This is a genomic window from Psychromonas sp., assembly GCF_041586535.1.
In the GTDB taxonomy this organism is placed as follows: Bacteria; Pseudomonadota; Gammaproteobacteria; order Enterobacterales; family Psychromonadaceae; genus Psychromonas.
In genome coordinates this window covers 22,733-44,385 of the sequence record NZ_JBFGZY010000006.1, presented here as the reverse complement: position 1 = coordinate 44,385, position 21,653 = coordinate 22,733, and the positions used below count along the sequence as shown (strand labels likewise).

Annotated in this window: 19 protein-coding genes; 2 read left to right on the top strand and 17 right to left on the bottom strand. The window is 45.0% G+C overall.

Translation table 11 applies throughout. From position 1 onward, the window contains the following. Positions 1–318: 318 nt before the first annotated feature. The 6 genes from ABZA00_RS01655 to rpmH form a co-directional block, all read right to left on the bottom strand. On the bottom strand, positions 319–1,284 hold the full coding sequence (locus ABZA00_RS01655; RefSeq protein WP_372880401.1) for a porin: 966 nt from the start codon (positions 1,282–1,284) through the stop codon (positions 319–321). A 271-nt stretch (positions 1,285–1,555) separates the two neighbouring features. Further along, positions 1,556–2,923 carry a tRNA uridine-5-carboxymethylaminomethyl(34) synthesis GTPase MnmE gene (gene mnmE / locus ABZA00_RS01650; protein WP_372880400.1) on the bottom strand — a complete coding sequence of 456 codons (1,368 nt, stop codon included), beginning with the start codon at positions 2,921–2,923 and terminating at the stop codon, positions 1,556–1,558. Positions 2,924–3,011: 88 nt separating this feature from the next. Continuing rightward, the gene (gene yidC, locus ABZA00_RS01645; protein WP_372880399.1) at positions 3,012–4,691 is read right to left on the bottom strand and encodes a membrane protein insertase YidC; all 1,680 of its coding nucleotides are present in this window, start codon (positions 4,689–4,691) and stop codon (positions 3,012–3,014) included. A gap of 19 nt (positions 4,692–4,710) precedes the next feature. Further along, on the bottom strand, positions 4,711–4,971 hold the full coding sequence (gene yidD, locus ABZA00_RS01640) for a membrane protein insertion efficiency factor YidD (RefSeq protein ID WP_372880398.1): 261 nt from the start codon (positions 4,969–4,971) through the stop codon (positions 4,711–4,713). Next, positions 4,938–5,294: a ribonuclease P protein component gene (gene rnpA, locus ABZA00_RS01635; protein WP_372880397.1), complete on the bottom strand. Its 357-nt coding sequence runs from the start codon at positions 5,292–5,294 to the stop codon at positions 4,938–4,940. Before rnpA ends, yidD begins: the two co-directional genes overlap by 34 nt. Before the next feature lie 10 nt (positions 5,295–5,304). After that, positions 5,305–5,439 carry a 50S ribosomal protein L34 gene (gene rpmH / locus ABZA00_RS01630; RefSeq protein WP_028869407.1) on the bottom strand — a complete coding sequence of 45 codons (135 nt, stop codon included), beginning with the start codon at positions 5,437–5,439 and terminating at the stop codon, positions 5,305–5,307. A 554-nt stretch (positions 5,440–5,993) separates the two neighbouring features. Here rpmH and ABZA00_RS01625 point away from each other — a divergent pair. Further along, positions 5,994–8,099, top strand: coding sequence for a protein-disulfide reductase DsbD family protein (locus tag ABZA00_RS01625; RefSeq protein ID WP_372880403.1), 2,106 nt, complete (start codon positions 5,994–5,996; stop codon positions 8,097–8,099). A 20-nt stretch (positions 8,100–8,119) separates the two neighbouring features. On the opposite strand, the gene ABZA00_RS01620 is transcribed toward ABZA00_RS01625, so the two are convergent. The 9 genes from ABZA00_RS01620 to ABZA00_RS01580 form a co-directional block, all read right to left on the bottom strand. After that, positions 8,120–8,239, bottom strand: coding sequence for a hypothetical protein (locus ABZA00_RS01620; RefSeq protein WP_372880402.1), 120 nt, complete (start codon positions 8,237–8,239; stop codon positions 8,120–8,122). Between the two features lie 110 nt (positions 8,240–8,349). Beyond that, a complete protein-coding gene (ald, locus tag ABZA00_RS01615) occupies positions 8,350–9,477 on the bottom strand; it encodes an alanine dehydrogenase (RefSeq protein ID WP_372880396.1) in 1,128 nt (375 codons plus the stop codon). 100 nt (positions 9,478–9,577) lie between these two features. Next, the gene (locus ABZA00_RS01610; protein WP_372880395.1) at positions 9,578–9,820 is read right to left on the bottom strand and encodes an acyl carrier protein; all 243 of its coding nucleotides are present in this window, start codon (positions 9,818–9,820) and stop codon (positions 9,578–9,580) included. Positions 9,821–9,840: 20 nt separating this feature from the next. Further along, positions 9,841–11,259, bottom strand: a complete 1,419-nt coding sequence (locus ABZA00_RS01605; RefSeq protein WP_372880394.1) for a dihydrolipoamide acetyltransferase family protein — start codon at positions 11,257–11,259, stop codon at positions 9,841–9,843. Between the two features lie 2 nt (positions 11,260–11,261). Then, the gene (locus ABZA00_RS01600) at positions 11,262–12,260 is read right to left on the bottom strand and encodes an alpha-ketoacid dehydrogenase subunit beta (RefSeq protein WP_372880393.1); all 999 of its coding nucleotides are present in this window, start codon (positions 12,258–12,260) and stop codon (positions 11,262–11,264) included. Then, positions 12,253–13,242, bottom strand: a complete 990-nt coding sequence (gene pdhA, locus ABZA00_RS01595; RefSeq protein ID WP_372880392.1) for a pyruvate dehydrogenase (acetyl-transferring) E1 component subunit alpha — start codon at positions 13,240–13,242, stop codon at positions 12,253–12,255. Before pdhA ends, ABZA00_RS01600 begins: the two co-directional genes overlap by 8 nt. Before the next feature lie 35 nt (positions 13,243–13,277). Next, positions 13,278–15,032, bottom strand: coding sequence for an acetate--CoA ligase (acsA, locus tag ABZA00_RS01590; protein WP_372880391.1), 1,755 nt, complete (start codon positions 15,030–15,032; stop codon positions 13,278–13,280). A 172-nt stretch (positions 15,033–15,204) separates the two neighbouring features. Beyond that, positions 15,205–16,227, bottom strand: a complete 1,023-nt coding sequence (locus ABZA00_RS01585) for a DUF2860 domain-containing protein (RefSeq protein ID WP_372880390.1) — start codon at positions 16,225–16,227, stop codon at positions 15,205–15,207. A gap of 290 nt (positions 16,228–16,517) precedes the next feature. Beyond that, positions 16,518–18,095 (bottom strand): BCCT family transporter, encoded by a 1,578-nt coding sequence (locus ABZA00_RS01580; protein ID WP_372880389.1) that lies wholly within the window; start codon positions 18,093–18,095, stop codon positions 16,518–16,520. A 398-nt stretch (positions 18,096–18,493) separates the two neighbouring features. Between ABZA00_RS01580 and ABZA00_RS01575 the strand changes: the two genes are divergently transcribed. Continuing rightward, positions 18,494–18,967: a MarR family winged helix-turn-helix transcriptional regulator gene (locus tag ABZA00_RS01575; RefSeq protein WP_372880388.1), complete on the top strand. Its 474-nt coding sequence runs from the start codon at positions 18,494–18,496 to the stop codon at positions 18,965–18,967. A gap of 39 nt (positions 18,968–19,006) precedes the next feature. Here the strand turns inward: ABZA00_RS01575 and ABZA00_RS01570 are convergent, their stop codons facing one another. Continuing rightward, positions 19,007–19,726 carry a 3'-5' exonuclease gene (locus ABZA00_RS01570; RefSeq protein WP_372880387.1) on the bottom strand — a complete coding sequence of 240 codons (720 nt, stop codon included), beginning with the start codon at positions 19,724–19,726 and terminating at the stop codon, positions 19,007–19,009. 4 nt (positions 19,727–19,730) lie between these two features. Next, entirely contained in the window at positions 19,731–21,620 is a 1,890-nt protein-coding gene (locus tag ABZA00_RS01565; protein WP_372880386.1) for a DUF294 nucleotidyltransferase-like domain-containing protein, read from the bottom strand. Positions 21,621–21,653: the final 33 nt, after the last annotated feature.

Below are 21,653 nucleotides of genomic sequence, written 5' to 3'. Positions count from 1 at the left end.
GATCTATTTAGGCGTAGGAAAAATGGATGAAAGCAAGGCATTGATTGCAGTAACTAGTTGTTCTAATTGCAAAATCAATAACGAAGCTAGCATTCATTTTAACAAGCATAAATGAATAGATAATTATCGGATTTGGTATTACTGTTAATCAGCTGTGCAGTGCTGGTAAGTGGTGGCTATATCGGTGCGTAAAAAGTAAAAGAAAGGGCAGCCGAAGCTGCCCTTAGTGTTATTTTATCAAATCCGTGATAATTGCCATCCCTGCTATTATCAAATGATTGTGTTGCTTGTTTTAAAAATCAGGTTGTTCTCTGTTTTTTAGAAATCGTAACGGGCAGCAAAAGTGTACAAATCATCTTGATCTTTAACCTGGTCGGCAACGTATTCAGCAACCACACGGAAGTTTTTGTTGAATTTGTAGGCAGCACCGAATGTGAATTGCTCTACAGTGTAATCAGCTTTACCATCAACATCTTTTTGTAAGTAACGTCCAACAACAGAGGCTTTGCCAAATCCGTATGCTAGTGAGGTTTCAAGTGCATTATGGCTAGCTTCATCTTTATCTTTATGCGTAATATCATATACAACAGCAGCGGTTAGGTCTGCGATCTTGTATTGCGCACCCAGTAAGATAGTGTCTGTATCAATATCACCTTTTGTTTCGATACCGTAAGTTGCACCCAGCTCCAGACCTAAATCGGTCGCAAATACAGCGCCAATACCGTAACCAGATTTCTCGTCTGTGTCGTCTTTTTCATCAGCATCGTAACTATTTTCAAGTTGCATATGCGCCCCAACGGTTAGCGCATCCATATATGTATTTTCAAATTTTAATACACTTGATTCACGACCAAATTCATTCAATGCATCATTACCAGGAACATTTGAAACAGCACTGTCTGTCCAGTCGGCCACCATCTCATCTGTTGCATACTGGCGACCAAAAGTAACTGTACCTAAAGCACTCTGCACACCCGCGTATGCCAAACGTGTTCTTGTTGTGTCCTGTTTGTCATCATCGGCAATCGCCCACTGCATTTCCAACTTACCAATCGCTTTAAGATCCTCAGTTAGCTGCGATTTTCCATCAAGACCTAAACGGAAATAAGCATCAGAAGAGCCTCTGCTTTTATCTGCATCGTTATTATCTTGATTGATATAACCTGCGTAAATACGTCCTTTAAGATCTACCTGACTGCTATCGTCTTTGAATACTGTTACACCAGCTTGAGCTGTAGAAACCAAACCCGTTAAAATTGCAGTTGCTAATAATGTCTTTTTCATAGTCATTCCATTGTTATTTAGAAGTTAATTTTTTAGTTATAGTTTTTATCAGGGCAATCTTTGTTGCGCGATAGAGCATAAAGATTCTCTGTGACGAAATTATGAAAGATTTACTACGAGTTTGTGACAGGTGCACATTCATCGTTCATCGTCAAAAGGTGCTAACGCCCTTAATTAGCAAGCGAATCTTAATGGTAATCATTATCAATAGCAATGGGGCCATAAAAAAACCGCAAAATAGCGGCTTTTTATTGGCAAAAAGGTGGGGGAGTTATTTCCCGATGCAGAAACTGGAAAATATACGCCCTAACAGATCATCGGATGTGAATTCACCGGTAATTTCACTCAGATACTGCTGGGTTAACCTTAACTCTTCCGCTAATAACTCTCCTGCCTGATACTCTTCCAGCTGGATCTTACCTTCTAAGAGATGCCGCTGGGCATTATCGATAGCTTCTAAATGACGGCGTCTGGCCATAAAACCACCGCCGGTATTACCCTGATAACCCATAATGTCTTTAAGGTGCTCTTTTAATAGGTTTACTCCCAGGCCTGTTTTGGCTGAAATGCGGTAAACAGGGTGGTTATGATCTTCTGTAATGGTTAATGCTTCCCCGGTTAAATCTGCTTTATTACGCACCACAGTCAAACCTATTGATTCAGGCAATTTATCAATAAAGTCGGGCCAGATTTCACGCGGATCTTCTGCGCTGGTGGTAGTCGCATCAAGCATAAACAGGATACGATCCGCTGTGCTAATCTCCTGCCAGGCACGCTCAATACCTATTCTTTCCACTTCATCAGCACCTTCACGCAGACCTGCCGTATCAATGATATGCAATGGCATACCATCGATGTGGATATGCTCACGCATCACATCACGTGTAGTACCGGCAATGTCGGTGACAATCGCACTTTCTTTACCGACCAGGCTGTTTAATAAACTTGATTTACCCGCATTAGGGCGACCGGCGATAACCACCTTCATACCATCACGTAAAATTGCACCCTGTCTGGCCTGCTCTTTGACCGCCTCTAAATTATCAATAATCTGGTATAAATCTTTGGCAATTTTGCCGTCACTTAAAAAATCCACCTCCTCTTCGGGAAAGTCGATCGAGGCTTCAACGTAAATACGCAGATATATAAGGCTTTCAACAAGATGATGGATTTTCTCTGAAAATTCACCCTGTAAAGAATGCAGCGCACTTTTTGCTGCTTGTTCTGACGTCGCTTCAATCAGATCGGAAATAGCTTCCGCCTGTGCCAGGTCGAGTTTATCGTTCATAAAGGCACGTTCAGAAAATTCACCGGGATTGGCGCTGCGTATACCTTTAATAGTTAAAATGGCTTTAATCAGCATATCCATAACGATTGGGCCGCCATGCCCCTGAAGCTCCAGAACATCTTCACCGGTAAAGGAATTTGGCGCTTTAAACAGCAGCGCAATGCCTTGATCCAGCACTTCCTGATGCTGGTCGTGAAAGGGGAGGTATTCGGCAAAGCGCAGTTTAGGTAGTTTGCCTAAAATAACTTTTGCTACTGTCTCTACATGCGGACCTGAAACCCGGATAATACCAACGCCTGCACGGCCCGGTGCGGTTGCTTGAGCAACAATTGTATCAGTCGCCTGGATCATAATGAGCACCCCAAAAATTTAAATTATCAGATAAAAAAAGGCGACCTATTATAGTCGCCTTTTTAGCAATGGTTATAGCTTAACTACATTATTTTTTATTTTCAGCTACGACTTTCTTCGCACTCAGGCCTTTACTTTCAAAGCTGCGGTAAATCATCGTTTGCTGGATCAAGGTAACGATATTACTCATTAGCCAGTAAAGTACCAGACCTGCAGGGAACCACAGGAAGAAGAAGGTGAAAATAACCGGCATAAACTGCATTACTTTCTGCTGCATCGGATCCTGTACGGTTGTTGGAGACATTTTCTGGATAAAGAACATGCTCACACCCATTAGAATCGGCATGATGTAATAAGGGTCTTGTACCGAAAGATCCTGAATCCATAACATAAACGGTGCATGGCGAAGTTCAACAGATTCCATCAATGACCAGTACAAGGCGATGAAAATAGGCATCTGTAACAGGATAGGGAAGCAACCACCCAGCGGATTTACTTTCTCTTTCTTGTACAACTCCATCATTGCCTGAGAAGTTTTCTGACGGTCGTCTCCGAAACGTTCACGTAATGCCTGAATCTTAGGCTGCAGCAGACGCATTTTAGCCATAGAGGTATACTGTGCTTTGGTAAGCGGATAAAGAGCACCTTTTACCGTAAAGGTGATCAGGATAATCGCGATGCCCCAGTTGCCAACAATACCCTGGAAGAACAGCAGCAGTTTAAATAGCGGCTGAGCAATAAACCATAACCATCCGTAATCAACGGTTAAGTCAAGGTGCTCGGCAACAACGGCCATATCTTTTTGTATTTTAGGACCAATCCACAAATTCGCTTCAAGCTCGGCGGCACTTTGTGGAGCAACGGTTTTAAGCGGTGCTTTAAAGCCAATAGCTGCATCTTTATTTTGAATAATGTTACTGTAAAGAACATTATTATCTGTCGGAGCCGGGATCCACGCCGATACAAAATAATGCTGTAACATGGCAACCCAACCACCCTCGGTGCTTTTGTTTAATGATGCATCTTTCATATCATCAAAGCTGTATTTCTGGTAACGCGTATCGCCTGATGAGAAAGCACCGCCACGATATACCGGCATCACCATACTGCCAGATGATTCAGATATGGATTCTCTTAACTGACCATACATCTGAACATTGATTGGGTTTGCTGTTTTGTTTTCAATTTTGTAAGCAACGTTAACAACGTAATCACCGCGCTTAAGGGTAAAGGTTTTAGTGAAAACATTACCATCGCCATCTACAAAACGCAGTGCTGTCGATACGGCATTTTCACCGCCGGCTAATACTGTTTCTGTGCTGCTTGCAGTATATAAAGGACGGCCGTTTTTATTAGCATCCGGACCTTGTCCAATCAAACCGCTTTGTGCGATATAGGTAAAACCATCACCGCTATCCAATAGACGGAAAGGGTTGCCGGAATCAAGCTCGTCATCGTGCTGCAGTAAATCAGCTGAAATGATATCACCACCAACCAGAGAGATGGCTAAGCGTAACTGATCATTTTCCAGAGTAATTGATTTAGTTGCAGGTAGTTGATTTGGCGCTTCATTAGTGCCTGATGGAGATGAATTCGGGACACCGTCACTTAAATCTGCACTGGCAACTGAAGCCGGAACAGATGGATTAGTTTGTTCCGTTTGCACTTGCGGAGCCACTTCGGGATTTTTTTCCTCGACCCATGCTTGAAAAAGCAGAAAGCTCACAAACAGTAGGGCAAGTAACAGTAAATTGCGTTGGGATTCCATAACGTTTCTTATTCTCTATTTATTTAGGTTTATTTTTGTTAGCACAACAAGTAGGCACAGGATCGTAACCACCCTCACTTAAAGGCTGGCATTTTATAATACGCGAGGCCGCGAGCCAACAACCTTTTATTATTCCGTGTAATATTATCGCTTCGATCGCATATTGTGAACAGGTCGGCGTAAAACGGCAACGTGGACCTATCATCGGGCTAATAAATACTTGATAACCGCGAATGAATTTAATGACTACCCATTGCAGCGCTGCACTAATTTTCGCCATAATTTATCCAATATTTTATTAATTTCTTGATTTGATAAATCTGCAATACCCGCTTTAGCAATGACAACAATATCGATTGCAGGGAGTTGGTGTTGTTGGTGGCGAAATTGCTCTCTAACAATGCGACGAATACGGTTACGCCCTACAGCACGTTTAATGTGTTTTTTAGGGATAGCCATGCCGATGCGGGGGTGATCTAAAGTATTTTTTCTAGCTAGAAGAGTCAGATAGGGGGAAACTGCCGGGATAGCATTTTTAAAAACAGGTTGAAAATCTTCGGGAGTTAGCAGACGCAACTCCCGAGAGAACGAATAATTCACCACGTCTGGTAGATTATGCGCTTAAGCTTGCGCGGCCTTTAGCACGACGACGAGCTAGTACTGCGCGACCATTTTTAGTCGCCATACGAGTTCGGAAACCGTGTGAACGCTTACGCTTGATGTTACTTGGTTGAAAAGTACGTTTCATGCTCTTTTCCACTTCTTGTTAAGTTCGGTACAGTAGCTAATATTTTTAGCTTATTATTGATAAATCACTTCTTGAGCAAATCATAAATAATAAAGAAAAACAGTCAGCCGATTAAAAAGAGAGCGAATTCTATGTATTGATCGACTAAAAGTCAATCAGAGATGCTTCTTTCGGGACATTAAAATTTTTGCCTTAAATAAGCACAAGCTTAAATCAGCTAAACATAATGTACACGCCAGACACGTGGTCAGGGTGGGTGGATTATATAGAAGCGTCATTAATAAGCAAGGATCTTAAGGAGATCTTTGTGTTATTTATCTGTGCTGCAAGTGCAGATGAAGATCTTCTCTTTTCACCCCGGTTGTTTATTTTAGGCCGCATTATTGTGCTGATCTTTTAATGCGCCGGCAGGGAGTTCGATGTTAAAATAAAAATTACCGGGCACCCCATATTGTATTACTTAACTCTTATGCTTGCCGGTATTTTTATTCTCTGGAGAACTGCAATTGCCAAAATTAATCCTGCGCCGATCTTTAATCTGTTTATCACTGCTTATGTGTCTATTCAGCGCTGCTGCCTCTGCTTTTTTTTCGCCTGTTCAGGAGAAGACATCGACAGGTTGGTTAAGCGACGTGAATCATCCTCCTGTAAGTGTATTAGCGGCTTTAACCGGAGAAGTGAATAAAGAGGCGCAAAGTATTAATGCATTGTTGCAGGTTAAACTCTCCGGTGACTGGAAAACCTATTGGCGCTCTCCCGGCGAAGGCGGCGTGGCGCCGACCTTTAATATTGCAGATTCACACAACATAAAAGAGGTTAACTGGTTATGGCCGGCTCCGCGGCGTTATCCTGTATTGGGTGTCGAAACCCTTGGTTATAAGGGGGAAGTTAATTTTCCGCTGATTATAGAGTTACAGGATATCAATCGACCTGCTTTGTTGAAAGGCGTATTAACCCTCGCTTCATGCACCACGATTTGTGTTTTAAGTGATTATGAAATTAATCTCTTTTTTGATCCCGGCAACCTGATTATTGATCCGGACGTGGCCTTTAAATTTGCCCGGGCAAAGGGAGCTATCCCGCTTGTGATTACTGAGCAGCAACTGTCTGAGCAGAAAAATAACACCGTGATTAAGCAGGTGTCTTCCTCCTGGGATCAGGCACAGCAGCAGTTGGTAGTGCAGGTCACTAATCAATTCGGCTGGTCTACACCGGATCTGTTTATCGATTCAGGTGATCCCGAATTCGCTTATATTACTTTTTCGGCTCCTGAAATAAACACTCTGAATAATACCATGACGGCAACCATTAAGGTTTCAAGCTGGTCCGGTGAAGTCAATTTAACGCATAAAAGCATACGTGCCACTATTCTGGATAAAGACCTTGCCGTAGAGTTGACCACTACAACCTCGGATCAAATTATCAGCGTTCCGGCAGCAGGCGGTTTGGTCTCAATGTTTTTAATTGCTTTATTGGGCGGTCTGATTCTTAATATAATGCCCTGTGTTTTGCCGGTGTTAGGCATGAAGTTAAGCTCTATTTTATCCGCTCGGGGGATTGAGCGCCGCCAAATCAGAACACATTTTTTAGCTTCTTCGGCCGGTATATTAACTTCATTCTGGTTATTGGCCGTTTTTTTAATGGCTTTAAAACTATCGGGCCAGGCTTTAGGCTGGGGAATTCAATTCCAAAATCCTTATTTTATTGCCGTGATGGTGGTGATAACAGCCTTATTCGCCGCGAATATGCTCGGTCTTTTCGAAATTCAACTTCCTGCTGGCGCACAAACCTGGTTGGCCACTAAAGGGGATCAATCTCATTTTGGTCATTATCTGCAGGGAATGTTTGCCACTCTGCTGGCAACGCCATGCAGTGCGCCATTTTTAGGGACAGCTGTTGCGTTTGCCCTGGGTGGAACGCTGCCTGAGCTGTTTGCTATTTTTACCGCTCTGGGTCTGGGCATGGCGCTGCCCTGGTTGTTAATTTCCCTTTTTCCTTCCGGCGTTTTGTTACTGCCTAAACCGGGTAAATGGATGGGCACGGTTAAATTATTGTTCGCTTTAATGATATTGGCGACCAGTTTGTGGCTGCTGAGTTTACTGGCTAATTTTATCGGTATGCCAGTGACTATTATGATTGTTGTCATTCTGCTGCTATTGCTGTTCACATTAACCGTCAGAAAATACGGCAAACGCGTATTCTTGATCATCTTAATCTCTCTAGTGGCAACCACTGCAGTGGGCTTTCTGGCGGGCAGTTTAACAAGCAAAAACTGGGCAGCTCCGCTCGCTGATAATCTGCACTGGCAAGCGCTGGATGCGCAGTCAATTGCACAACAGGTTGCATTGGGTAAAACGGTTTTTGTGGATGTCACCGCGGATTGGTGTATTACCTGTAAGGCTAATAAAATCGGCGTGCTGCAGCAAGATCCGGTGAACAGTGCCCTGCAGGCGGAAAACATTTTGTTAATGAAGGGCGACTGGACCGTCCGTTCTGATACCGTGACAGCCTATTTACAGTCATTTAACCGTTACGGCGTGCCCTTTAATATTGTTTATGGGCCGGGCGCCCCCCAAGGGATACCTTTAGCAACTATTTTAAGCAGTGAGCAGGTTTTATCCGCGCTTAAGCAGGCGCAGGGGGAAAATAGCGATCAATAAACAACAATAAAAAAGCAGTCTCAAGAGACTGCTTTTACTTTAATAGCACTGGAACTCTGCTGATAATCAACGCCGGATAAAGCAACTTCACCGTCTAACCAAACAGTTACTTTTGGTGCAGCAGGAGAGGCATGGTAAATTCTTAAATAGGAATAATCATCGTTATCGCTGCCGCAGCCAATTATGGTCGCAGAAACTAATGAAGCTAATCAAATCTTAATTGGTAACAGCTAAGCTGAACTATTTATTGTCAAAACAAACTTGATGTTAAGGCTATTTTCGGATCTACGTAGTTAAATCCCAGGTTTTGAGCAACATTGGCACAGGTTACCTGGCCGTTAATGATATTCAGGCCATTTAAAAAGTGCGGATCACTTAATAACGCCTGTTTATAACCCTTATCGGCAAGTTTGATAATAAAAGGCAGGGTTGCATTATTTAACGCAAAGGTTGATGTAATCGGGACTGCACCGGGCATATTGGCAACGCAGTAATGCACCACGCCATCCACGATAAAGGTTGGCTGTGCATGGGTAGTTACTTTTGAAGTGCTTATACAACCTCCCTGATCAATCGCTACATCAACCACCGCCGCGCCTGCTTTCATTTTTTTAATATGCTCAGCCGTTACCAATTTAGGTGCAGCGGCACCGGCAATGAGTACTGCGCCAATTACCAGATCGGCTTCAATGACCTGTTTTTCAAGTGCTTCTGTGTTGGAATAAAGGGTTTTAATTCTATTGCCAAACTGCGCATCAAGACGGCGTAATACATGGATATTACGATCCAGAATAACCACATCAGCGCCCATACCAACGGCGATTTGTGCCGCATTGTTACCGACTATACCTCCGCCAATAATCACAACCCGGGCTGAAGGAACGCCTGCCACACCGCCTAATAAGATACCGCGACCGGCATGGGATTTCTCCAGTGCCTGGGCACCGGCTTGAATCGCCATACGGCCGGCCACTTCCGACATCGGCGCCAAAAGCGGCAGTCCCCCCTGGTTGTCTGTTACTGTTTCATAGGCGATACAGACAGCTTTTGATTTAATCAGATCTTCAGTTTGAGTTAGATCCGGCGCCAGATGCAGATAGGCAAACAAAATTTGTCCTGCGCGCAGCCATGCCCGTTCATTCACCTGGGGCTCTTTGACTTTAACTATCATTTCAGCAGCTGCGTATATTTTCGCTGCATTTGTGCAGATCGAAGCACCAGCATCTATATAGTCCTGATCACAAAAACCAATACCGGTTCCCGCATTGTGCTCTACAATAACCTGATGCCCATGAAGAGTTAATTCACGCACACTGGCGGGTACCATACCGACGCGGTATTCGTTATTTTTAATCTCTTTCGGGACGCCGATAATCATAATATAACGCTCCATTGTAGAGGGGCTTAAGAGATTTCACTGCTGCGCCTGCGCTGTGAATATGGTCATCATTAAAATTATACAGGCTGTAAAACAAAACTCAGTCACCCCGCATCAGATAGGCGATCATTGCATCCAGAGTAAGAACTTTGGCATAGTCCGCCTCAGGAATAGCTACCCCGGTGCGCTTGGAAACGGCAATGATTAAATTAAGGAAATCCATAGAGTCGAGCTCCAGTGCTTCGCGCATATCCTGATCTGCGGGCACTTCATCTGATTCTATTTCAGGGGCGATATTGCTTAACTCTTTCAGGATGACTGCTTTTACTGCGTCACTGTCCATAAACCCTCCGGTTGTGTTGGTTAATCTGTTTCATTATGCTCAGGCTGCCCTGATGGAGTAGCTGTTTTCCATAAGGCTGCCGGCTTCTGCAGTAGTTGGTTCAACTGGTAAAGAAAACGCGCCCCAGTGCGCCCGTCACTGACTCTGTGATCGGCTGCCAGGGAGGCTTCAATGACTGAGCGTATCTGTATTTCACCATTAACAACCAACGCTTCCTGATGGGCACTGCCCAGAGCAATAATCGCCACCTGTGGCGGAAAAATAACGGCGAACATCTGCTCAGCGCCTCGTTCTCCAATGCTGGTTACGGTAAAGCTGCCGCCACTTAATTCAGAAAAGAGCAGACTGTTATTGCGTGCCCGGGTTACCTGCTGTTTAAGATGCTCCATGATCGCTGCAGGTGAAAGCCTTTGCGCATCCCGGATCACCGGCATGATCAATCCGCCACCACGTAAATTGACCGCATTGGCTAAATTGACTGTTTCACATGAAACAAAATGATCTTCGCTATATTCGCCGTTGAGCTGCGGATTATTGATTAGGGTACGTGCAATGGCAGATAATAAAGGGGCAGCCAAGAGTAAGCGCTGCTCTACGGCTAAAGATGCGTTGACCTTTAACAAATACTCTTCCAATGCACTGATATCTAAACGCTGGCGCAGGTAATAATGCGGTATCTGCTGTTTGGAACGACTTACCGTCGCACTGATTGCCTGACGCATGGCATTTTTGTCAAAACCTTTAGTTGCGGCGGTAGGGATTTCTGCTGAGCCGGGAGTCTGGTTGGCTTTATCCGCCTGTTGAGTTGGCGGTGCTGCTTTTATTGCTTCTTCCACCATAGCCAGGGTGATAATTTTTTTTGTATGATGAGGAAACAGTGCTGTTAAAGATAACTGCTGTTCTCTGGCAAAAAAACGTGCGGCAGGTGTGGCTAAAACAAAGCCTTTCGGCACGGCTAATTTACTGCTGCCCTGAAGGGCAGGTGCAAGTGCCGGAATAGGCTCAGCCGCGCTAATATCTTCAGCGGGAGGCCCGGTTTGATCAGCGCGCGCTTGCTCGGGAATATTTACGGTGGATGGTTGCGCTGTTTCCCTGCTCTCTGTTTCGTTAATATCTGCTGTCGCAGGGGGATTGTCCGCCTCTTCCTGGTCGGCAATATTTATTTCCGGTGCGTCTTTTTTATCACTGTGGTCAAGCGAACCCAATCTGGCAATAGGCTCACCAACGGCGATCTCATCACCCTCCTTAACCAACAGGCTTAAAACCCGGGTGTCTTCAAAAACGTCTAACTCAATGGCGCCTTTATAAGTCTCGATTACAGCAATGACATCACCACGATTAATGCTGTCGCCTTCTTTTACCCGCCACTGAACCAATGTACCCTTACGCATATCAGAGCCAAAGGAGGGCATGGTTAAGTCATGTTGATTGTCGCTCATAACTACTCCCTTACAGCTGATTCGGATGATGCCATCATCTGTTGTGCGGCGGTGACAATTTGGGTGACTTGCGGCAAGCTTGCCTGCTCCAAATGTTGTGCATAAGGTATTGGCACTTCAGCGGTGCAGATGCGCTGAACAGGGGCATCTAAATACCACAATCCAAACTCTGCGAGGGTGGCGCTTATTTCTGCTGACATACCGCCGCTTTTCCATGATTCGTCAACAATGATTGCTTTGTGGGTACGCTGCACTGAATCTAAAAGGGTAGCTCTGTCTAGCGGGCGCAGACAGCGCAAATCAACAACTTCCGCATCGATGCCCAGAGCCGCCAGTTGTTCTGCTGCTTGCAGTGCTTTATATAAACAGCCTCCCCAGGTAATAATAGATAAATCCCTACCGGGCCTGCGGATCACTGCCTGTTCCATCGGCGCAATGCTATTTTTTTCGGGCAGTTCACCCTCCTGATTATAAAGCATGACATGCTCAAAAATAATCACCGGATCCGGATCATCCAGGGCCATTTTTAACATATAGCGGGCATCACCTATGGTGCCGGGATAAAGCACTTTTAATCCGGGAATATGTGCATATAAGCCTTCAAAACTGTGTGAATGTTGTGCCGCCAGTTGCTTTCCCGCTCCGCAGGCCATGCGGATCACCAGCGGGACGGATATCTGTCCGCCGGACATATGGCGCAGGGTGGCAGCGTTGTTGAGGATTTGATCTAACGCCAGCAGGCTGAAATTTACCGTCATTATTTCGACAATGGGTTTCATCCCCCCCATCGCAGCACCTATGCCTGCACCGACAAAGCCGGATTCAGCCAGGGGGGTATCAATAATACGCTGTGCGCCGAAGGTGTCGATCAAACCGTTAGAAACAGCATAACAACCGCCATATCTGCCGACGTCTTCCCCCATCAGAAAGACCCGTGGATCTTCATTTAAAGCTTCAACCATGGCGGCTTTAAATGCTTCTCTGAAAGTTATTTTATCCATGAGAAACCTCTTTATATACGTGTTTCAGTAAACTTTCGACGGGCTCTATCTCTGCGGCATCTGCGCTGCGTACCGCTTCATCTATCTCTTTCTCGACCGCGCTTTCGATAGCCTGCAGCTCTTCAGGTTCGATTTGATGATTGCCTGTTAGCCAGTGGCTTAACTGGGTAAGGGGACCTTTTTTCTTCCATTGTTCTATTTCAGCATTATTGCGATAAAGCTGGGTATCAAACATTGAATGCCCGCGAAAACGGTAAGTCTGGCACTCTAAAAAATGCGGTCCCGCACCGTTACGTATCGCGCTGCAGGCGAGCTTTGCAGCCGCTTCAACGTCAATCACGTTCATACCATCAACAACCTGTGCAGATAAACCATAACTTGCTGCTTTTAAATGAATTTTGGGGTTGGATTCTTCAAATTCGATGGCTGTACCCATGGCATAAAGATTATTTTCACAGACAAATAAGATCGGCAGCTGCCATAATTTGGCCAGGTTGAGACTCTCGTGAAATTCCCCTTCGGCGACCGCACCCTCGCCGAAAAAGCAGCAGATTACCGTTTTGCGCTGCTGCATCTTATCGGCTAATGCGAGACCGACCGCAAGAGGCAACGCGCCGGCGACAATGGCATTACCGCCATAAAAGCGCAGACTACTGTCAAACAGGTGCATGGATCCGCCTCGTCCTCCACTGCAGCCGCTGGCTTTACCAAACATCTCCGCCATAATGGCATTCATACTGAGCCCTCTGGCGAGCGCGTGACCATGTTCCCGATAAGTAGACAAGATGGCATCCTGATCTGTTAATGCCTGCATAACACCAACCGCAATCGCCTCTTCACCATTATACAAATGCAGAAAACCGCGAATTTTTTCCTGATTGTAGAGGCTGACACAACGCTCTTCGAAGCGGCTGATGCGGATCATCTGCTTGAGTAGGAAATGCAGATGAAGACGGTTAATATGCAGTTTGTTATTGCTCATAAGATTATCTCCCCGGCTGTAGGGTCTGTTGACCTTTAGGCTTCATCACTTTCAAGAGTGGAAATATCACCTTCCGGTAATCCGAGTTCGCGTGCTTTTAATAAGCGGCGCATGATCTTGCCGCTGCGCGTTTTCGGTAAGTTTTTTCGAAAAACAATCTCTCTTGGTGCGACGGCCGGACCTAAACGTTTGCGCGCATGACCCAATAAGGTTTTCGCTAAACTTTGATCACCTTCATACCCCGGCTTGAGGGCAACATAGGCTTTCACTATTTCGCCTGCTACCTCGTCGGGCAAACCGATTACACCTACCTCGGCGACGGCAGGGTGCTCCATTAATACACTTTCTACTTCAAAAGGACCGATCAAATGTCCTGAGCTTTTAATCACATCATCGGCCCGGCCGACAAACCAGTAATAACCATCAGCGTCACGCATGGCCAGATCGCCGGTTAAATACCAGTCACCGATAAAGCATTTCCGGTAACGCTGCTCTTCATGCAGGTAACCACGGAACATGGATGGCCAGCCTTTTTTTAAAGCCAGCTCACCAATCTGGTTTGCCTCTGTATTGACTTTACTTTGCCCGTCTTCACCGTGCTGCATAATGGCGACTTCAATACCGGGTAAGGGTTTGCCCATTGAACCTGGGCGGACGTTGCTGGTGGCAAAATTGGCGATCATGATCCCGCCGGTTTCGCTCTGCCACCAGTTATCGTGAAATGGCATGTTAAATACTTTTTGTCCCCATACTACCGCTTCAGGATTAAGCGGCTCTCCAACACTGGCAATAAAGCGCAACTGACTGAGATCGTAGTCAGCAGCCAGCTCGCCGCCTGCTTTCATGAGCATGCGGATAGCGGTGGGGGCGGTATACCAGACATTGATTTTTTCTTCACTCAGTAATTGATACCAGTGGTTAGGATCAAATTCAGCTTCATCGATGATCATGGTAACGCGGTTGCATAAAGGCGCAATAATGCCGTAGGAGGTACCCGTCACCCACCCCGGGTCTGCGGTACACCAGTAACGGTCTCCGGGGTGCAGATCCAGAGCATAAAATCCGGAAATATTGTGATATACCACCGCCTGGTGGGCATGCATTGCACCCTTAGGTTTGCCTGTCGTACCAGAGGTAAAGTGTAACAGTGCGAGTTGTTCAGGATCGCACCAACGGGTAGGAAAGTCTGCGCCGCTTTCTTTTAGCAGGGCATCAAGATCATAACAACCTTCAGGCAGCGGGGCGCTGACGTTATACAGCAACACCCATTTTAAGCTGGTCAATTGCTCCCGCCAGGGTTTGATCTTTTTCAGATACAGCGCTTCACTGGTAATTAAAACACGTGCTTCACCTATCTCCATGCGCGAACGAATAGGCTCCGGGCCGAACGCTGAAAACAGGGGGGAGAATACTGCGCCGAATTTAAGCGTGCCTAATAATGCGATATATAATTGCGGCACCCGACTGCATAAACCAAACACAGTATCACCGGTCTGAACCCCAAAGCGTTGCAGAATATTGGCGAAACGGCTGGTTTGCTCCTGTAATTGTGCATAACTAATATCCACAGCAAGCCCTTGTTTGCTTAGCCAACGAATGGCAATTTGTTCACCAAACCCTTCAATAACATGGCGATCCAGTGCTTCATAAGCGATATTTAACGCATTTTTATCACCCGCAATACGCTGCTCAGCCTGCTGCCAGTTGAATTGTTTATAAGTATCTTCATAGTTAATTAAATTATGCTGAGATGCTGAAAAAGAATCTTTTTTAATTTCAGGAAAACCCATCTTTATTCTCCTACGCAACACTGCGAAAAAATGTGACACCTTTATTCAAGGATAGATTAAAGGTGTAAAAATGCTTGTTTAATCGCTGATGCAGTTCAAGCCTAGATTAATAATCGAGGCTGAAAAAGGAGGGATTGCGGAGGTGATTAAAGGGTTAATCGTTGCTTCTCTTTTAAAATTTATAGGTCAGGCCGGTTGCTATAAATACACCATTTTTATCATAAAAGTCGATCGATGAGTCCTCGTTGTTATAACCGGCCAGAATATTAAAACTTAATGGCAGCCAGTTAAAAGCCTGGTCGTAGCTATAGACAGAAAAAAGACTGACCGTTACGCTATCTTGCTTTTTGCCAAATAATGGATTCAGCGCTGCAAATTTTTTACTGCTGCCACTGAGGGTTGTAATTAAGGTATGTCGGCCTCTGAATGCCTGTATAGCCAATTGCAGTCCGTATTGATCAAAACTGTGCGCCTTACCATCAGCTGATCTCTTTGTATACTGCAGTGCCGGTTTTACAAAAATACCTGAAGCGACAGAAAACCTTGTTTCCACCGCGATACGCTGGTGCACACTGTCGCGCTGCAGCTGCTTCAACTGTGCATCCCCTAATCCGGCACTTTGGCCGCTTTGTTCATTGTCTACCTCGGTCAGTGCAAAAGCATATTTTAAGGTAATCGGGCCACCGCCAATACGCTCCCAGGAAAGTCTGCCACCTTGTGTATTTTCATCCGTTTTAGTCCTGGCTATGCCGGTTAAATAGGGATCTTCCCAGGTGTCATTAAACAGTGGCAATTGCGGAAAATAAGCGACGGTCAGTTTACTGCGATTATCAAGCAGATGGGTGAACCCCAGTTCATATTGCAGCTCTGCCGTGGAAACCTGTTCACGGCTATCGGCAATAAATACCTGTGTTTGTAACCCCTTAAATGTATATAACAAACGGGCTGAAGGAAATAATAAAGTGTTGTTGATCGCCTGTCCGTTATTGTGCAGATCATCAGTAATCGCATTAGCATCGTCAGTATTTAATTGTGACTGGCCGTCACTATAAGCAAGGTTAAGTCCTAAGGACAACTCCCAGCCTGCCTGTGCAGCAAGAGGGCGGTTTGATCTATTAGTCTCTGCGGAGGCTTGTGCAGCTGAAAAAGTGTGTAATAAGAGACTTAAAATGAGACACAAGAACAGTTTATTCATATTTCTATTCCTTGAATGAGATGACCTTTAGGAATATTTTAGTTGATATTAAAGTTAGTGCCGATGCAAAGTAAACTTATCAGAAAAAATAGAGGAATATTATACCAATCAGATAATTAATCTGATTGGTATTACACCGTTTCTGAAATTAAAACATAATTGACTGGGACAGCAGCTTATCAGGGGCACTGTATGCGCAGAATTTACAGGGGATACGGCTGACTACTGTCAGCGGAAAGCCCCACTTATAAAAAGCGGAGCTTTCATTTGCGGTTTATTACATTGTTAACTTACTGTTTGGCAAGCTCAGTGCGCAAACCTAAGACCAGACTCACACACATTAGCAGTAAGATGATGGTAAAAGGCAGAGCGGTAGATATTACCGCCGCCTGCAGCGCTTGAATTGCCTGAGTGCCTCCGATCCAGAGTAGCGCGATGGCAATTGCTCCTTCGATCGAAGCCCAGAAGATACGCTGCGGTACCGGTACATCCACTTTTCCGCCGGAGGTAATACTGTCAATGACTAAGGAGCCGGAGTCAGAAGAGGTAATAAAAAAGACCAGGACCAATACCACAGCCATAATTGATAAAACCGTACCATAAGGCAAGACATCAAACATTTGGAACATTGCCAGTGGCACTTCAGTTAAGCCTTTTGCACCCAGCTCGCCGATATTGTTAATTACCTGATCTATGGCCAGACCACCAAAGACTGACATCCAAATTAGTGTTACAGCCGTCGGAACAAGCAATACAGCGACAATAAACTGGCGGATAGTGCGGCCTTTGGAAACGCGGGCAATAAACATCCCTACAAATGGTGACCATGAAATCCACCAGGCCCAATAAAATACTGTCCACCCCTGAAACCAGGCCTCATCGGGACGGTCATGCGGGTTGCTTAAAGGAATAATATTTTCAATATAGGCCATTAAGGTTGTCGGAATAGATCCTAATGTTATCGCATAGGCTATCAGCGCAACGAAAATGAGCAGCAGGAATGCGACCATCATATTGATATTACTGATCACTTTTACGCCACCCTCAATACCGCGAACTACTGATATGACGGCAAGTAAGGTAACACCCACAATCACTATAATCTGCAGTCCGATATCGGCATCAATACCAAACACGTGATGAATCCCGCTGGCAGCCTGCTGCGCACCCAAACCTAATGAGGTCGCCAGGCCAAATAAAGTCGCTAGGACTGCTAAAATATCGACAAGATGTCCGGCCCAGCCCCAGGTGCGATCTCCAAGAATCGGGTAAAAGATAGAGCGTAAGGAAAGAGGCAAGCCTTTATTGTAATGAAAGAATGCCAGTGACAAGGCTACCACAGCGTAAATTGCCCAGGGATGCAGGCCCCAATGGAACATGGTCGCACCCAGCGCAAGCTTGGCTGCTTCCGGTGTATTTGCTTCCACAGCGAGGGGCGTTTCATACCAGCCGGTAAAATAAGCAACAGGCTCGGCAACGCTCCAGAACATCAGACCAATACCCATGCCCGCAGCAAACAGCATGGAAAGCCAGGAGATAAAAGAGTATTCGGCTACCACGTCATGGCCGCCTATGCGTAGTTTCCCGAAAGGAGAAACTATCAGTGCCAAACAAAACAATACAAAAATATTACCTGACCAGATGAATAACCAGTCGAATGCACCGATAATCTGCCATTTTATACCATCCAGAGTACTTTTTGCGATATCAGGATCGACTGTCAGGGCTGCAATTAAAAACAATGCGATCAAAGCAACACTTATACCAAAAACCGGGTTATGAACATCAAAACCCCATCTTTGTACATTATCTTGACCGACGGTGTAGTCGGTGCTGTCGATACTGTATTTATCAATATTTTTTGCCATTTTTCCTCTCTGAAGATAGTTTGGAATTACTTCAAAATACTTTGACTTTGCATCTTGATGTATCATGGGTATAAATGAGATTAAAAATCATTACTACGAAGTAAATTCGCATTAGCTGCTAAAATATAGTTTCGTGTTGATAGTAACTCTCATCGTGAAAGTGGTGCGCATTCTAGCATATCCGTTAGTGAAAATGCCAAAATCAAGCGGATAAAATAAAAACAGTCGAAAAATAGCATTTATATTCATTAGCTATGGCATTGCCAGTACTGATTTATATTTAGGGTACTTATTATTTTAATCGCGTCAAAATAATCAGCGTTGTCAATACTTGTCAAGTCGAAATAACTGCGCTATGTTCGAAGCTGCTTAGCAGACCTATTTGGGAAATAAATAATTTGGAAAAACACGAAGAAGTTTTATTGTCGATCCGGCAAATCATTCGCGCTATTGATCTGCATTCAAAAAAACTCAGTAAAGAGGTCGGCTTAACCGGGCCGCAACTGATCTTGATGCGTGCAATAGAAGAACTCGGCGAGGTAACTATCAGGGCGCTGTCGAAACATACCAATATGAGCCAGGCCACCGCTACCACTATTCTCGACAGGCTAGAGCGTAACGGTTATGTGCAGCGTATCCGCAGTGTCGAAGATAAGCGCAAAGTACACCCGCACCTGACGGCGGCAGGTTATGCTGTTTTGGATAAGGCGCCACAGCCTCTGCAGGATAATTTTATTGACCAATTCAGAGAGCTGAAAGACTGGGAGCAGAGTTTATTACTCTCCTCGGTACAGCGTTTATCGGCGATGATGAATGCTGAAAACATTGCCGCAGCACCGATGCTGGAGATCGGCAGTATCACCGAAGAGTAAGAGAATTTTTAACCTTAGCACTTTGGTGATTGCCTGAGACTATAACCAGAAATCGCGAACCGGTTGTTTGGCATCATAATAGTAGGCGATTTGTGCTTGTAATAATTCCGCTGTAGCAATTGCATCGGTCAAGGCGTGATGAGGTGTATAGGCAGGCAGGCCGTATCTTTTTCGCGCCTGCCCGAGTCTCACTGACTGGGGTTTTCTGCCTTTAAGCTGGTTCCACAATCCTCCGCATAAGCGCTGCTGAATTTGCAGCTCCAACTGCAGAGTATCAATCACCGGAAAGCAAATACCTTCATTTATTATCTCCTTTAATGCTCTATCAAGAAATTCTCGTTCTATTTTACGGTAATGAACCACGATAATAGATCCGGCCAGTGCATTCAGCACAGGTTCGATGACTTTAGACAGATCCGGTGCATTAATAATATCGTTGTGGGTAATATTGTGAATGACAACAGACTCTTCATCGAGTGCCTGCCTGGGCCTGACGATCCAGTGCCGGGCGTCCTTCATGTAAATACGCTTTAAGGTAAAAGGTACCAGGCCAATGGTGATAATGCCGTCTTTTTTGGCATTAAGCCCGGTGGTTTCGAAATCCAGAGCGACAAACCTGATTTCATCAATAGGCGTTTCCGCCGTTGCCAGCGGCGTCGCGTAAAAGGCCTTCAGTAAAGGGTGTGTCGCCTCAGAGTGCTTTCTCTCGTAGCGCTTAACCCAGTCAATACTTGGCGTTTGGAAGAGTTTTTTTATCATTAGCTTACTTAAAGTGAGTATTGGCTTGATAGCGGAATTTCAAAAAGTTCTGGGCATTGCTTAAAATCTGAAAAGCATCTTTTAAATTGCGTTTTTCAAAGTCCGAAAGGTTTTCCGGTTCAATATTATTGTCCGGATCGTTACCCTGTTCAACATCGTCAGCCTGATGGCGAATACGCACCATTGATATGAACTCCATGGCATCACGCAGATCCTGAGCCCGCCCTTTAGGTAAAATGGCGGCATCGATAATATCATCGAGACGCTCAAAAGAGTTTTTGGCGCGTGAACCTACTGCAAGTGCATGAACACGAATCAGATCAGCAAGCGGTGCCGTCCCGCGGCGTTTGAGGTTAATGGAGTTTTTATGGCGGCCATCATTTTCCATTACAAAACTTTTAAAAAAACCAAGTGGCGGAGTTCTGTTTAAGGAATTACGCGCTAAGCAGGCAAGAAAGCGGTTATTTTTACGTGCCCTGCGAACAATAAAACCGTTAAGCTGCTCCGCCCATTTCAGGCGGCCATAAACGCCATCAAGGTCAAAAAAGATAGAGGTATTTAACAGGGCCTGGGGATTGGGATTATCTATCCAGTCGGCGAAGCAGGTTTCCCATTCACGCAATGTCATGCGCCACTGCGGATTGCTTGCCATAATCTCCCCGGTACAATAACTGTAACCACATTGATCCAGACCGTCACAGACTATTTCTGCCAGTGATTTAAAGTACTCACCATGTTTTTGCTCATCGTAGCTGTCGTCTAAAATAAGGGCGTTGTCCTGGTCGGTGACAATTAACTGTTCATCCCGCCCCATTGAGCCCAGCGCAATAAAACAGAAAGGGATCGGCGCGGCACCAAGCTGCTCTTCGGCTAATTCAATAATACGCTGGGTGAAACTGCGCCCGATAACAGACATTGCCGTGCCAACCATATGCGAGTTGGCATCTTCATTAACCATACGCACAAAGCTATCTTTCACTTCATGAGATACAATCGCCAGATCAGCAATGCTCGGCTGCTGGAAAAGGCTGCTTACCAGCAGTAAAGAATTCTGTGATTCGTAACGGACAATATCCGTCGCCTCGAGAATACCGATGGTTTTTTTATCTTTTAAGATGGGCATATGATGGACGTTATAGCGCAGCATGGTCAGCATCGCTTCATAGACATAAGCATTGTGATCCAGAGAAACAACCTCATGGGTCATAACGCTGCTCACCGGGGCACTGGCATCAATACCTTCGGCCAGTACCCGGGTACACAGATCCCGGTCAGTAATAATGCCGACAACGGGACTGATATCCTCCTCATTATCATTTAAAAGATCAGGATCGATAATTAAAATAGAGGAGATATTTTCTTCGGCCATTTTAATAGCGGTTTGTTGTATCGATGAATTTTGATCAATAAAAGGGGCATCACGGGTGAGCAGTGCTTTGACTTTTGAAGTGGTCAGATCATTTTCTTCTTTTTTACTTGAAACAGCTTGTCTGAGACGGGCGTTATTTTCTATTTCTACAAAATCCGCGAAGTTATCGTAATTATTATACAATTCCTGAAATACCGCGTCAGGAATACAATAAACTAAGGTGTCTTCGATTGCTGTAACGGGAAAGCGCACGCGATTCTTGATTAATAAACCCATCTGTCCGAATAAACCGCCCTGAGTGAGACGGTTATATAGTTCACCATTATGGCGGAAGACCTCGACAATGCCGCTGCGGATCAAATACAGATCCTGAATATGATCGCCAAAATGAATAATTGGCGTGTTTTGCCGGAAGTAAGAAATCTCAACAGATTGCGTGACATGATCGATAACATCGTCAGGCAGATCACTAAAAGGGGGGTACTGTAACAGGAAGTTTTTTATTTCCAGTAATTCAGCTTCCATTTTCTTTCCTTGTTCTTAAGTCCGGTATCATTT